5 protein-coding genes are annotated in these 17,017 nt (G+C 39.7%); all 5 read left to right on the top strand.

The window, feature by feature from the left end; all coding sequences use genetic code 11:
* The first annotated feature begins 157 nt into the window (after positions 1 to 157).
* Genes CTER_RS19230 through CTER_RS19210 form a run of 5 tightly spaced genes read left to right on the top strand, consistent with a single transcriptional unit; the run spans position 158 to position 16,971 of the window.
* Entirely contained in the window at positions 158 to 3,097 is a 2,940-nt protein-coding gene (locus CTER_RS19230) for an S-layer homology domain-containing protein (RefSeq protein ID WP_004628317.1), read from the top strand.
* Positions 3,098 to 3,147: 50 nt separating this feature from the next.
* Positions 3,148 to 6,342, top strand: coding sequence for a fibronectin type III domain-containing protein (locus CTER_RS19225; RefSeq protein ID WP_004628415.1), 3,195 nt, complete (start codon positions 3,148 to 3,150; stop codon positions 6,340 to 6,342).
* A 60-nt stretch (positions 6,343 to 6,402) separates the two neighbouring features.
* Positions 6,403 to 9,669 carry a fibronectin type III domain-containing protein gene (locus CTER_RS19220; RefSeq protein ID WP_004628461.1) on the top strand — a complete coding sequence of 1,089 codons (3,267 nt, stop codon included), beginning with the start codon at positions 6,403 to 6,405 and terminating at the stop codon, positions 9,667 to 9,669.
* A 12-nt stretch (positions 9,670 to 9,681) separates the two neighbouring features.
* Positions 9,682 to 12,999, top strand: a complete 3,318-nt coding sequence (locus tag CTER_RS19215) for a fibronectin type III domain-containing protein (protein WP_004628311.1) — start codon at positions 9,682 to 9,684, stop codon at positions 12,997 to 12,999.
* Positions 13,000 to 13,011: 12 nt separating this feature from the next.
* Entirely contained in the window at positions 13,012 to 16,971 is a 3,960-nt protein-coding gene (locus CTER_RS19210) for a fibronectin type III domain-containing protein (RefSeq protein WP_004628270.1), read from the top strand.
* The last annotated feature ends 46 nt before the right edge of the window (positions 16,972 to 17,017 follow it).

Below are 17,017 nucleotides of genomic sequence, written 5' to 3'. Positions count from 1 at the left end.
TTGACTTGTTTACTTATAATATGATAAAATGGCCAATATTAAAACAAATGTTTTATGTTGCATTGATTCATAAAAAATGTGATAAAAAGTAAATATAGCTTAATTCTATAACATTTTGTATTTCACAAAGCAGCATTAAATATCTGGAGGTCAGCTTATGAGTCGGAGTGTAAAGAAACTGTTGTCTGTAATTATAATTGCTTGTGTTGTGATTTCATCTACTATTTCTCCCGTAGTTGCATCCAATTATTCTGATACCAAAACACACTGGGCCAAGGATAGAATTGACAGATGGACAGGTCTTGGAATTTTTAACGGCTATAATAATAAATTTCGCCCCAATGATTATATAACAAGGGGCGAACTTGCTGTTGTCATAAACAATATAATGAAATACCAGGATAAAGCTGAAAATACCTTTAAAGATCTTGATCAGAAATTTTATACCGATGCGTTGTTAAAGGCAAATTATGCAGGGATTATAAACGGAAGCAATAAAGAAATCCGTCCAAAGGATAATGCTACCCGTGAAGAAGCTGCTGCCATACTGGTAAATGCATTTTCAATAAAAGCAAACACAGAAAATGACTATTTGAAGTTCAGCGATTCCGCCCAAATTTCCAGTTGGGCTGTATCCAGTGTGAATGCAATGGCTGGTAATGGTTATGTAAACGGGGATCAGAAGAAAAGGTTTAACCCAAAATCCAATATTACCCGTGCAGAAATTGTTACCATACTTGATAATTGCATTAAAGCAATCTATTCCAAAGAAGGTATATATAATAGCGATATAGTTAATGGAAATATCATTATCAACAACCCCGGCATTACCCTTAAGGATATGACTGTAAATGGGAATATTATTATTTCCCAGGGAGCTGCCGACGGAAATGTACGCCTTGAAAACGTGAAAATAAACGGAGATATTATTGTAAAAGGCGGAGCCAACGTGTATATTGGCAATTCTTCAGTATCGGGTACAATAACGATAAATAAAGCTGACGGAAAAATAAGTCTTACAGCATCAGGAACTACTGCTATTGAAAAGATTTTACTTAATAGTGGAGCAATAATAGATTCAAGAGATTTAAAATCCGGAGAAATAAGGTGTGTTGAGATATCTTCAAGTATACCAAAAGGGCATATTGTCAAATTGTATGGAATATTCAAGCTTGTTATAAATAATGCTAAAGATATTGATATTGAAGCAACCGGTACGATAGAAAAGCTGCAGCTCAATCAAAAATGCATATTAAAAGGCGGAGCATACATAAAAAGCATATCGGTTGCTGAGGGTGCAGATTCAGTTATCAATGGAAAAAAAGTTCCTGAAAGCAATGCTGCTTCTTCAACGGCTTCCTCATCCTCAAATCAGTCTTCGGCTAAAACGAGTTATATTGTTACATTTCAAGCTAATGGCGGTACAACTGTCCCAGCTATGTCGGTATTGAGCGGAGAAAAAATAACCTTACCGTCAGCTCCTTCATACAGCGGTTATATTTTTATGGGATGGTTCACTGACAAGGATCTGACAACGGAATTTAATCAGAATATGCCTATTACTTCAAACATTACTTTATATGCCAAATGGAGTGGGTGGAACAAGCCGGTAACGTTGGATGAACGTTTTGAAGAAGGATATCCGAAGTTTTCGGTGACCGGCGATAAAAAAATAAAACTGATAGTAAAACTTAAGGATGCAAGCAATGAAAATCCTGTAGATGTATTTATGCTTGTAAATCAGATGAATCCGCTTTTTGATGCTACGTCAGAAGAAGTCATACACGGTCATTGCGGTGCAGAAGATGGCCTGGTTGAGGTCGATGAGGCACCTTTCCTCCAAGTATGCGACACAAATGAGCATGAGGTAGCAACCCAGGTTACGGTTAAAGGTATTAATAACATTAAGATGTATTTTGTACTTAAGGGAAGCACAGGCGTCATTTCTCAAGAACCCGTGATGATAGAATTTCTGTCTGCCGACACTGCTCAGCAGGATAATACCGCTCCGGTCGTATACAACAACGGTATATACATAAACAGGAGCTACAATAAAATAACTCTCTACTTTGATGAAGCTTTAAATACCGACTCAATACCTGAGACGGGTGCTTTTACAATAACTAACAATACTACAAGTCCAGGAGCTATTACAACAGACGGTGATGTAACAAGTCCGGCTGCAATAAGCATAACCGGAATCAGCCTAAGGAATATTGCCCCGGACAAGGGGACTGTGGAGCTCTCAGTTGACGGTATAAATGATTTTAATAACGATTTGACAATAAGCTATAACAAACTGTATCAGGGAGACTCACTACAGGATAATGCTGCTGCACCGAACAAGGTGGAAAGCTTTTTAAATATACCTGTAAAAACTGTAAACTATGGTATTTCATCAAATGACACAGCTGTGTCCAGCCAGGGGAAATACATCTATATAAAAATGAACTTTGCTTTATTGGACTACAATTCATATGACTTTACCATAGACAAGGGACCTGACCGCCAGCATTTGACACCTGTAAATACTGAATCGGACGTTCTCAGGATCTGGAGCAATTCAGGAGATTATCATAAACTGTATATTTGTTTGGACAATGTTCCTTCGCTTTCCGAGGGTGACAAGTACTTTATTATGCTGACACCGGCGCCTAAAGACGGAACGACAGCTACAAACTTTAGCGGAGAAACAGTTAATTTTAAAATAGCCATAGAAATAACTCCAGGTACTACCCAGGAAGCCGGTATAATGCCCGATTCCATAACTTACAGCAGCAGTACCAATTCAATAAAAGTAAATCTTCCGCAGGTTAACAATTTGTATAGTGACGGAGGCATGTTCGGATGTTTGTTTACCCTGAAGGTTGATGGGGTCAGTTACACTTTGAGAGGGAAGGTCTTTAATAATAATGGTCAAATAGTGATAAACCAAAAAAATGTACCGGTTGAATTATCAAAGATTGACTGGTCGACGGCGTCACTTACCTATTCAGCATCAATTCATGACAATTTGGATAGTGACTCTCAACTGACATATAAGTCGGGTATGCCATTTGGTGGTTTTGAAGATGTGCCGATAACGATTGTTCCTTAAATTAGAGTGACTGCAGACAATAATCTTGTTATTTAATGGAGGAAAAGAGCGTGAAGAAGCTGTTACATAAAAAAAAGCTGGCGGTAATATTGAGTGTAATTATGTTATTTCAAACGGTTGCTGCAGGAAGTATTGTTATGGCCGAGGAAGCCGGCAGTTCAAATACTTATCCTGTTAATGCCAAGGATAAAAACAATAACGGCTACCAGAAGATAAAGACTGTCAGAGAAAAGCAGGGAAGTAAGGTTTTGGAATCAATAAAGCTTGAGACATACAGCCCTAATAAATCCTCCAATATAAATACTTTATTTCCGAGATACAAGCTGTATAATAACGGAAATACCCCAATTAAACTATCAAGTGTAAAAATCAGATATTACTATACAGTAAATGGGGAAAGTGAACAAAACTTTTTTTGTGATCTGTCAAATATAGGCAATGGCAATGTGACCGGGAGATTTGTAAAAATACCCGGTAAAACGGATGGGGTGGATTATTGCCTTGAAATAACCTTTAAGGAAGGTGCGGGATTATTAAATCAAAATGATGTTGTTGAATTGCAATGCAGAATAGAAAAAAAGGATAAAACTGAATTTATTCAGACTGACGACTATTCATTCAGGAAATCCGGTGACACCTATGCCGATTATAACAGAGTAACAGGATATATTAATGATAAGTTGGTTTATGGTGTAGAGCCCATAGCTGCACCTCTGAATCTCAAAATTACAGAGTCGGACAGGCAAATAACACTTGACTGGGATGAAGCAATCGGTTGTACAGGTTATGAAGTTGAAGCAGACGGGGTCCTGGTTAGAAATATTACATCAAATACCTATACAAATTTAAACCTGATACCCGGGACCAGGCATACATATAGAGTTAGACTCAGAAATGCCATAATAGCAGGCCCCTGGAGTAATTATGTCACAGGTATAGTGCCGATAAGCGATAAGTTTAAGCTGATTCAAACTGCATCTGAAAGTGCCATCTCTATTTCATGGGATAAAGTCGAAGGTGCCAGGCAGTATTTTATAGAGGTCGACGGGGATAGAATTGACAACGGACAACAGACATCATATAAGATAGACGGTCTTGAGCCGGGTACCATGAAATCTGTTAGAATTCAGGCAAAAGGCGATGCTCTGCTCGGAGAATGGTCGGAGTTATATGAAATCTGGACATTGCCTGAAGCACCTGAGGCTATATCAATAACATCTACAAAATCAACTATAACTTTGAATTGGAATCCTGTAAAGGGAGCATCAGGTTATGATGTTGAGGTTTACGGTTCACCTGAGGATAACTTGAATAATACCACATACACGCAGTATGACTTACAGTCAAACTCACAGAGGACATATCGCGTAAGAGCCAAAAATTCAAGCGGAGCAGGACAATGGAGTGAGCTGGTTGTCAAATCGACTTTGCCTGATTCGGCTCTGAATATGCAAATTCAGGGATGGGATGACAAATTAAAGGTTACATGGGATGCGCAGGCAGGTGCTGCCTCATATGAATTGGAGATAGACGGCTCCCAGGTAATTGAACTGGACAAAAATGAATATCTCCATTCAAACCTCAAGCCAAATACCACCCATACTTATAGAGCCCGCCCAAAGAATGATATTGGAACGGGTGAATGGAGCGAGTTGATCACAGGAGTCACATTGCCTTCTGTACCTGCTGATTTCGCAGTATCAACAGTTTCAGGAAGTACTATATCATTGAGGTGGGATGGTGTTGAGGGCGCGTCAGGTTATGACATTGAAGTGGATGGGACTGTGATTTTTAACGATAATAAAACGGAATTTCTGCATGATAACCTTGGCAGAAATGAAGAACATACCTATAGGGTCAGAGCCAGAAATGGCAATGTCATAGGTGGGTGGACAGAGGAATTAAAGAAATCGACATTACTTGCAGCACCCGCAAACTTGAAGGTTACAGTAAGTGGAAATGAAGTGAAAATCGAATGGGATATGGTAGTTGGTGCTGATGGATATGGCCTTGAAATAGACGGCACCGAAATTAAACTGGATGCAAATACGGAATATACACAGACTGCACTTGATTCCGGCATTAAGCATACCTACAGGGTAAGGGCATATAAGGGCAGTGAAGCCGGAGAGTGGAGCGATACCAGCGTTAAAACAACAAAGCTCGGAAAACCCGCGAAATTGGAAGCGACAACTTCCAGCAGCATATCAATAGATATCAGGTGGGAGGAAGTTGATGGTGCGACCGGCTATGATGTAATGGCGGACGGAAAAATCATTGACAATGTAGTCACAAATACATACAGTCATACAGACCTTGCCCCCAATACCATGCACACTTATATGGTCAGGGCAAAGGATAATGAAAATATAGGTGATTGGACTGATAAGATATCTGCGTTTACCAACGTGGCAGCTCCGGCAGGAATAGTGGTCTTATCAAAGAGCAATTCAATAATAATAACCTGGGATGAGGTTGACGGAGCTCAAGGCTATGAAATAATGGCAGACGGCAATGTTGTAAGTACTAATGCAAAGACATTGTATGAGCATACTGAACTTTTGCCAAATACTCAGCATAGCTACCGTGTCAGGGCAAAAAATATAAATGGTGTGAGTGATTGGAGTACGGAACTGACTCAGGCAACAGGCCCGGATGTACCTGTCAGCTTCAAGGCAGACATGACAATCAACGAAGCAATATTGACATGGCAAACAACATCCTCCGGGGCTGGTAGTCCGGAAACAACAACTCAGGGTGCCATAAGCTTTGAGATTGAAGCTGACGGAGAAATTATCGGCAACATAACTGAATTAACATATAAAATTACAGGACTTGAACCTAACTCGGTACATGAATACAGGGTAAGAGCTGTAAATATAGATGGAGTTTGCAGTGAATGGACTGAGCTTATAAGAGTCAACACCAAGGAAGAACTGGTTATAAAAGTTGATAAGGATACCGGATTTAATTTCGTTATAGCAGTGCCCAAAAAAGATGTAAGCAGCTATGACATAGTTGTCAGATATAATGCTGACGATCTTGAGGTGGTTGATCTATACGCAGTTACCCAAGGGCTGGAATTGGAGACTGGAAAAATTGACGGAACAAACATAACCATAAAGGAATTTGCCGGCGGTAAGATTGTATATGGCGTAGAGGATGCGGATAAGGGAGAAATAGTTATTATCAGATTCCTGTCCCAAACCAATAAAGAGACAACCATGTCGTATACGGTTGAATAGCAGAGATAAAACGGATGTAAAGGTATTTTAATATATTTTTTATTGTGTCAGGGTGGAAATATGACAAAGCTGGCTATTAGGGTTTTAACATTTGTTTTATTATTGGGTATTTTTATATCTGTTTCATTTGGGAATATGGAAAGCGGGCATTTTATTGAGTTTGGGCAGGAGGCTAGGGCGGCTAATGCAAGCTGTTATTATGATAAGTATTCCTCAACAAGTGAGTGGTATTTAGATCACAGTAATGAGACTTTGCGTACAGGCCAATACAGTGATGTAATATGGGACTACTACGAATTTTGCGATGGTGAAGTTTCTTCTCCTATAACAGTTTTAACACTAGAAAGTGATGGTTATGTTAGCATGTCATGCCCTTGGGACTACTCTACTGTAACCGGGTATTGTTGGCTTAAAAGAACACCAAGTGTTAATTCTAATTTCGCTCCAGAAGAAAAAATATATAGGTATTATTCTTATGGTTTTTCTGGGGGACAAGTTATTTATGGGGAATACTGTGGTTATACCATAAGTAGAAAGAGAGACATAAAGGTTTCTTTACTTGAATCAAATATTATTGCTCCAAATGGTACTTATCCTGTTAATGGAAAACACACAGATGGCTATTGGTATGTAAATAAAGGCTCATTATCAATAAACTCACCTATTGCGAATGAGGTGTTATCAAAAGGGAATAATTTTACACCATCTATCTCAGTCACAAATCCAAATGGAGATACTCTAACCTGCAAATACTATATAGACTCAGCCGAGAAAGAGACAAAAACCATATCCAACACGGCTACTGCACAACTTGTGAATTTTAGTGCTTTAGATATAAATACTTTGTCAGATGGCAATCATACTTTTAAATTTGAAGTAAGTGACGGTAATGCTAGTCCAATGACCGTGTCAGTCGACGTGATAGTAGACAATTCACCTCCGGTTATAGGAGCAGTAAACATAACTGCTGACGCCACAAGTATAAATATTTCAGGTTCTGCCACAGACACAGTTTCAGATGGGGCTTCAATGCAATATCGATATACAGCTGGCAGTACTGTTTCAAACTGGGTTAACAATACGTCATACACAATTGGCTCCCTGACTCCCAATACTGCATATTACGTAAAATATGAAGCCAGGGATAAAGCGGGAAATGTTTCATTTAAAGAGAGCAACGTAAGAACGAAGGCCCAGGTTCCGCAACTCAATATAAATAACAATAAAGAAACCTCATTGGATTTATTAATAAATGACTCCAATCCTGCTGTAACACAGTATCAGATTATGGCAGGTTCAAGATATGTAAATGCATCCGGGATTTTAACTTCATCACCGGAGTGGATTACAGTACCCGGCAAAAAAATAACTGTAACAGGATTGACAGAAAACACCCAATACAATTTTGCAATTAAAGCAAAAAATGACGAAGGAATTGAGAGTGCTGCAACTCAAAAAGCTGGGACAACCCTTGCTCTGCCTCCGAAAGTTAATGTCGATAAAAAAGGAATAACGTATATTAATCTAAAATGGGAGGCGGTTAGTGGTGCAACCGGTTATGAAATAGAGGCTGACGGAAAAATCTCAAGTAATGGTACGGCAACCACATATACTCAGAATGGGCTGGAGGCCGAAACCTCACACACATACAGGCTCAGAGTCATAAACGCAGGAGGGACGGGACCCTGGAGTGATATTGTGCAGGCCGCTACCTACCCCTATCCACCTGAAACGCCTGTGATAGCAGAAACATATACAACACAGTCTGCAATAACAATTAACTGGGATGCAGTAGATAAGGCAACCGGCTATGAAATAGAGGTAGACGGTAAAATTATAAATACAGGTATAAATACCACGTATACGGACGAAGGATTGAATCCTGATTCGACACACAAATACCGTGTTCGGGCAATAAATGATGGAGGAAGCAGTGAATGGAGTGCATATACAGAAATAAGCACACTTCCCAATCCTCCTGAAATACCTGGAAATTTAACTGGAAAGCCGACAATGAAGAATATAACCCTGACATGGGAAGTCCCTGATAGGGCCGAAGGTTATGAGCTGGAAATTGACGGCAGGATCCTTCAAGTTGAGACCAATACCTACATTCATGAAGGGTTATCAACCAATACAAGCCATAAATACAGAATAAGAGCATATAACAAAGGCGGCAAAAGTCAATGGAGCGAGCCTGTTACAGTAACCACATGGCCGGACATACCGTCTGTTCCCAAAAATATTATGGCAACGGCAGAACAGAACTCCATAACTTTGACCTGGTACAGTTCACCTTATGCAGAAAGCTATGATGTACAGATAGATGAAAAAACTACAGTGAATACAAAAGGAATGTCATACACAAATGAAAACCTGACTTCCGGAACTGAACATTCATATAAGATAAGAGCTGTTAATATAAGCGGGAATGGTGAATGGAGCAATCCTATTGAAATTGCCACATTACCACAGGAAGAGAGCAGTTCAACAACAGGAGCAGCCATTATAGCAAACCTGGCAGCAGTGGTTACAAACAAAACAGTAATAATAGCATGGCAGGCCGTGGAAGTAAATGCACAATATGACATCGAAGTAGACGGAGTAGTTTTTGACAATGGGAAAGATACCGTATTCAACCATACCGGACTTAAGGCTGAGACATTTCACACCTACAGAGTCAGAACAAAAAATGCAAATGGAAACGGACAGTGGTGTGCTGTACTTGCACTGTCAACCCTGCCGGATTTACCGGGTGCACCTTCGAATGTAAATGTAACGGTAACTGATACCCAGGTACAGCTTACATGGACAAAAGAAGAAGGCATAAGCTACGAAGTGGAGGCCGACGGAGAGTCGATAAATGTAGGACAGGTATCAAACTACACAGATGAAAATCTTGCTCCGGGAACCTCACACACATACAGAGTCAGAGGCAAGAACATTACAGGAGTAACGGCCTGGAGTGATTCAATAATGAAGAGTACCACAAGCCCGTCCTACGAGCTTGAATGTGCAAAAGACCAGGAATTTGATTTTTCACTGCTGGCAGCTAATGTACAGGACTTCGGAGACATCACATTTGTTGTAACCTACAATCCCGAGGAACTGGAAGTAATGGATTTGTGCGAGTTCACAGCCGGAAAGGACACAGCAACAGGAGCAATATCAGGAACCAATATAAGTGTCACAGTTAAGGAAGGCAGAATAGAGTACAGAGTAAATGAAAGCATCAACCCCGGAACTACCTGGTCGGGTGAAATATCTGCAATGGTATTCAGGGCAAAAGTGGATAGTAAGGTACAAATTAATTTCACTATAGAGTAAAGGTGTTTGAATATGATAAAACGAGCAAGGAAGATTATAACGTTTTTTTTACTATTGAATATTTTTATTTCGGTATCATTTGGGAATATAGAGAATGGGTATTTTGTTGAGTTTGGACAGGATGTAAAGGCAGCCAGTATTAATAGCGTTAATTTTAGAATAAATAATTATAGTGATAAGATATGTGATTATTGGGAATATGGTAATCCGCCTTATCCTGTTGATGTAGTTGGAAGTTTGAGAGCAAATCTAACAGGTAAGATCACTGCTGCAATAACAGGGAATAATAATCAAGTATATTTTAGCGTTAAAGCTATAGCCGGAGATTATAGTACAGACTATTACAATACAGGTTTAAGAACAGGAATAAACAGTGGTACAACAATAAAAATAAAAGTTTTTGATTCAACAGGATATCAATTATCAGAGTGCTATCTTTATTTTAATAATCCAACTCCCAATACGGGTACTTTGTATTCTTTAAATCATGATGATATATCCGGTACTGTTAGCCTTCCGTATTCAATACCACATGGAACTAGATTAATATTTAGTGCTGATATAAGTGTGTGGGTTGGAGACTCAAAATATTTTGGTGAGGTATATACTCCTTATAATGAGTTTGAATATGTATGGAATGATCCACCGACTATCATATCAACAATTAAAGGAAACGGGACATTATCTAAACTTAATAACTTTACTCCGTCAATGACAGTCTCAGATCCAGATGGGGATACTCTAACCTGTAAATATTATATAGATTCAGTTTGGAAAGAGACAAAAGCCATATCCAATACTGCGACTCCTCAACTTGTGAATTTTAATGCTTTGGATATAAGTACGTTAACAGATGGCAAGCACACATTTAAATTTGAAGTAAGCGATGGTATATATGACCCAGTAACCAAGTCGGTTGATGTTATAGTAGACAACTCACCACCGATTTTGGGAACTGTAAACATAACAGCTGACGCCACAAGTATGAATATTACAGGTTCAGCCACAGATACAGTTTCAGATGCAGCTTCAATACAATATCGATATACGGTCGGCAGTACTGTTTCAAACTGGGTTAACAATACGTCATACACAATTGGCTCCCTGACTCCCAATACCGTATATTACGTAAAATATGAAGCCAGGGATAAAGCGGGAAATGTCTCGTTTGTAGAGAGAAATATAAGAACAAAAGCCCAGGTTCCGCAAATTAGTTTTAATAACAATAAAGAAAACTCATTGGATTTATCAATAAATGACTCCAATCCTGCTGTAACACAATATCAGATATCCACAGGTTCAAGATATGTAAATGCATCTGGTATTTTAACTTCATCACCGGAGTGGATCACAGTACCCGGCAAAGAGATAACTGTAACAGGATTGACAGAAAACACTCAATACAATTTTGCAATTAAAGCAAAAAATGACGAAGGAATTGAGACTACTGCAACTCAAAAAGCTGGGACAACCCTCGCACTGCCTCCGAAAGTTAATGTCGATAAAAAAGGAATAACGTATATTACTCTAAAATGGGAGGCGGTTAGTGGTGCAACGGGCTACGAAATAGAGGCTGATGGAAAAATTTCAAGTAATGGTACGGCAACCACATATACTCAGAATGGGCTGGAGGCCGAAACCTCACATACATACAGGCTCAGAGTCATAAACGCAGGAGGGACAGGACGCTGGAGTGAAGTGGTACAGGCTGCTACCTACCCCAATCCACCTGAGACGCCTGTGATAACAGAAACATATACAACACAGTCTGCAATAACAATTAACTGGGATGAAGTAGATAAGGCAACCGGCTATGAAATAGAGGCAGACGGTAAAATTATATCAACCGACTTGGAAACAACATACACTGATGAAGGGTTACAGCCTGATACAAGTCATAAATACCGAGTAAGAGCAGGAAATGACGGAGGAAGCAGTGAATGGAGTGCATATACAGAAATAAGCACACTTCCGAACCCTCCTGAAATACCTGGAAATTTAACCGGAAGGCCGGCAATGAAGAATATAACCCTGACATGGGAAGTTCCTGATAGGGCCGAAGGTTATGAGCTGGAAATTGACGGCAGGATCCTTCAAGTTGAGACCAATACCTACATTCATGAAGGGTTATCAACCAATACAAGCCATAAATACAGAATAAGAGCATATAACAAAGGCGGCAAAAGTCAATGGAGCGAGCCTGTTACAGTAACCACATGGCCGGACATACCGTTTGTGCCCAAAAATATTATGGCAACGGCAGAACAGAACTCCATAACTCTGACCTGGTACAGTTCACCTTATGCAGAAAGTTACGATCTGCAAGTAGATGAAAAAACTACAGTGAATACAAAAGGAATGTCATACACAAATGAAAACCTGACTTCCGGAACTGAACATTCATATAAGATAAGAGCTGTTAATATAAGCGGGAATGGTGAATGGAGCAATCCTATTGAAATCTCTACGTTACCACAGGAAGAGAGCAGTTCAACAACAGGAGCAGCCATTATAGCAAACCTGGCAGCAGTGGTTACAAACAAAACAGTAATAATAGCATGGCAGGCCGTGGAAGTAAATGCACAATATGACATCGAAGTAGACGGAGTAGTTTTTGACAATGGGAAAGATACCGTATTCAACCATACCGGACTTAAGGCTGAGACATTTCACACCTACAGAGTCAGAACAAAGAATGTAAATGGAAACGGGCAGTGGTGTGCTGTACTTGCACTGTCAACCCTGCCGGATTTACCGGGTGCACCTTCGAATGTAAATGTAACGGTAACTGATACCCAGGTACAGCTTACATGGACAAAAGAAGAAGGCATAAGCTACGAAGTGGAGGCCGACGGAGAGTCGATAAATGTAGGACAGGTATCAAACTACACAGATGAAAATCTTGCTCCGGGAACCTCACACACATACAGAGTCAGAGGCAAGAACATTACAGGAGTGACGGCCTGGAGTGATTCAATAATGAAGAGTACCACAAGCCCGTCCTATGAGCTTGAATGTACAAAAGACCAGGAATTTGATTTTTCACTGCTGGCAGCTAATGTACAGGACTTCGGAGACATCACATTTGTTGTAACCTACAATCCGGATGAGCTTGAGGTAGTTGACTTGTGTGAGTTCAAAGCCGGAAAGGACACAGCAACAGGAGCAATATCAGGAACCAACATAAGTGTCACAGTTAAGGAAGGCAGAATTGAGTACAGAGTAAATGAAAGCATCAATCCCGGAACTGCCTGGTCTGGTGAAATATCTGCAATGGTATTCAAGGCAAAAGTGGATGGTAAGGTACAAATTAATTTCACTATAGAGTAAAGGTGTTTGAATATGATAAGACGAGCAAGGAAGATTATAACGTTTTTTTTACTATTGAATATTTTTATCTCGGTATCATTTGGGAATATAGAGAATGGATATTTTGTTGAGTTTGGACAGAGAACGGACGCAGCAACACCAAGTTATTATTATGACAAATATACTGTAAAAACTCAGTATGAACATGAGGCGTATGAACATCTATATGCCTATAATACTTATATTTGCAAGGAAGAATCATCCACATATTATAAAAATGGCAGTTCTTTCTTCAAACAAGGGTATCTAAATATAAAAATAGATCCTATTACATCCAAAGCATCTTTAGGTACATATGGTGAGATATATATTTATGCATCTGACAGTAGTAAGATGACAGGTCGCTTATACGAATTAACAGATAATCCTTACAAGTACATTGAAAATTATTATCAATGGAAATATGACTCAGATAAGAGAGAGGAATATATCCAATTAACAGTATACTCATATACTTATGGTATTTATCGTGGCTCAAAAGGTAATTACCTTGGACTAAAATGGTTAGATGTAACAGAAGATACAGAAAACACATTGGACAGGGGTTGTCTTTCTAAGACAGAGTTCTTCAAGCCAACTGGAAGAACAAGACAAGCTGCAAATACACCTGTGGAATTGAATATTATTGCTCCTGATGGAAGTTACCCTGACAATGGTTTGCATACGGATGGTTACTGGTATGTCAAAAAAGCAACAAGCTCTGTTGATTATTATGACAAGTATTCTACTAAGACACAGTATGAGCATGAAGTATACGAGCATAAGGATGCTCATTATTTTGTCTTTGAAGCTGAAGTTAGTGATCCACGCTCATATGGCTATCGTGAAACCCTTTGGACATCAGGGTATTTTAATGTAGATTGGAATTGGGATTCACCGATAATTAAACTGAGTGATTATGCAGAAGTGGGTTTTAGCTCTAGTGGGTTTATATATACGCCAATTAATTCTACAAGTTATAAGGTTTTAGAATATACTGAAAAGGAAGGCTATTGGACAATAACTGAGCATATAATGAAAAGTGGTATATATCCAGGGACAAAAGGCAGCTATATAGGACTGAAATGGCTGGATATAACCGAGAACACAGCAAATAAATGGGACAATGGCTGTCTATCTAAAACCGAATTCTACGTTCCAACAGGCAAAACAAGAGAAGTTGCAAAGACACTTGTACAATCGAATATTATTGCACCTGACGGTACTTATCCTAACAATGGTATTCACACAGATGGTTACTGGTATGTTAAGAAAAAAATTAACTCACCTTCTGCAAATGAGATATTATCAAAAGGGCATAGCTGCACCCCCTCCATTACAGTCTCCGACCCAGACGGTAATAGTTTAACGTGTAAATATTACATAGATTCAGTTGAGAAAGAGACAAAAACCATATCCAACACTGCTACCGCTCAGCAAGTGGATTTTAATGCTTTAGATATAAGTACCTTAGCAGAGGGTCTGCATACGTTTAAATTTGAAGTGATTTACGGAAAAGCAGGCCCCATAGCCATGTCAGTTGACGTGATAGTAGACAGCTCACCTCCGGTTATAGGAGCAGTAAACATAACTGCTGACGCCACAAGTATAAATATTACAGGTTCTGCCACAGACACAGTTTCAGATGGGGCTTCAATGCAATATCGATATACAGCCGGCAGCACTGTTTCAAACTGGGTTAACAATACGTCATACACAATTGGCTCCCTGACTCCCAATACTGCATATTACGTAAAATATGAAGCCAGGGATAAAGCGGGAAATGTTTCATTTAAAGAGAGCAACGTAAGAACGAAGGCCCAGGTTCCGCAACTCAATATAAATAACAATAAAGAAACCTCATTGGATTTATTAATAAATGACTCCAATCCTGCTGTAACACAGTATCAGATTATGGCAGGTTCAAGATATGTAAATGCATCCGGGATTTTAACTTCATCACCGGAGTGGATTACAGTACCCGGCAAAAAAATAATTGTAACAGGATTGACAGAAAACACTCAATACAATTTTACAATTAAAGCAAAAAATGACGAAGGAATTGAGACTGCTGCAACTCAAAAAGCTGGGACAACCCTCGCACTGCCTCCGAAAGTTAATGCCGATAAAAAAGGAATAACGTATATTACTCTAAAATGGGAGGCTGTAAGTGGTGCAACCGGCTACGAAATAGAGGCTGATGGAAAAATTTCAAGTAATGGTACGGCAACCACATATACTCAGAATGGGCTGGAGGCCGAAACCTTACACACATACAGGCTCAGAGTCATAAACGCAGGAGGAACAGGACCCTGGAGCGATATTGTGCAGGCCGCTACTTACCCCAATCCACCTGAGACGCCTGTGATAACAGAAACATATACAACACAGTCCGCAATAACAATTAACTGGGATGCAGTAGATAAGGCAACCGGCTATGAAATAGAGGCTGACGGAAAAACAATAAACACAGGTATAAATACCACGTATACAGACGAAGGATTGGATCCTGATACTATACACAAATACCGTATCCGGGCAATAAATGATGGAGGAAGCAGTGAATGGAGTCCGTATAAAGAAATAAGTACACTTCCCAATCCTCCTGAAATACCTGGAAATTTAACTGGAAAGCCGACAATGAAAAATATAACCCTGATATGGGAAGTTCCTGATAGGGCTGAAGGTTATGAGCTGGAAGTTGACGGCAGAATAATTCAAGTTGAAACAAATACTTACACTCATGAAGAATTATTAACCAATACAAGCCATAAATACAGAATAAGAGCATATAACAAAGGCGGCAAAAGTCAATGGAGCGAGCCTGTTACAGTAACCACATGGCCAGACATACCGTCTGTGCCCAAAAATATTATGGCAACGGCAGAACAGAACTCCATAACTCTGACCTGGTATAGTTCACCTTATGCAGAAAGTTACGATCTGCAAGTAGATGAAAAAACTACAGTGAATACAAAAGGAATGTCATACACAAATGAAAACCTGACTCCCGGAACTGAACATTCATATAGGATAAGAGCTGTTAATATAAGCGGGAATGGTGAATGGAGCAATCCTATTGAAATTGCCACATTACCACAGGAAGAGAGCAGTTCGACAACGGGAGCTGCCATTATAGCAAACCTGGCAGCAGTGGTCACAAACAAAACAGTAACAATAGCATGGCAGGCTATGGAAGTAAATGCACAATATGACATCGAAGTGGACGGAGTAGTTGTCGACAATGGGAAAGATACCGTATATAACCATACCGGACTTAAGGCTGAGACATTTCACACCTACAGAGTCAGAACAAAAAATGCAAATGGAAACGGACAGTGGTGTGCTGTGCTTGCACTGTCAACTCTGCCGGATTTACCGGGTGCACCTTCGAATGTAAATGTAACTGTAACTGATACCCAGGTACAGCTTACATGGACAAAAGAAGAAGGCATAAGCTACGAAGTGGAGGCAGATGGAGAGTCGATAAACGTGGGACAGGTATCAAGCTACACAGATGAAAATCTTGCTCCGGGAACTTCACATACATACAGAGTCAGAGGCAAGAACATTACAGGAGTGACGGCCTGGAGTGATTCAATAACCAAAAGTACCACAAGCCCGTCCTATGAACTTGAATGTGCAAAAGACCAGGAATTTGATTTTTCACTGCTGGCAGCTAATGTACAGGATTTTGGAGACATCAAATTTGTTGTAACCTACAATCCGGATGAGCTTGAGGTAATTGATTTGTGTGAGTTTACAGCCGAAAAGGACACAGCAGCCGGAACAATACCAGGAACCAACATAAGTGTCACAGTTAAGGAAGGCAGAATAGAGTACAAAGTAAATGAAAGCATCAATCCCGGAACTACCTGGTCGGGTGAAATATCCGCAATTGTGTTCAGAGCCAAAACAGATGGTAAGACAAGTATCAATTATTGCATTGAATAGAGAGTAGTTCGGATTTTAGTGATATACAAAAAGAGGAGCTGGAAAT

Origin of the sequence: Ruminiclostridium cellobioparum subsp. termitidis CT1112 (assembly GCF_000350485.1) — a bacterium.
Classification (GTDB): Bacteria; Bacillota; Clostridia; order Acetivibrionales; family DSM-1351; genus Ruminiclostridium; species Ruminiclostridium termitidis.
The sequence above is the reverse complement of the archived record's forward strand: the minus strand, read 5'-3'. Positions and strand labels throughout refer to the sequence as shown.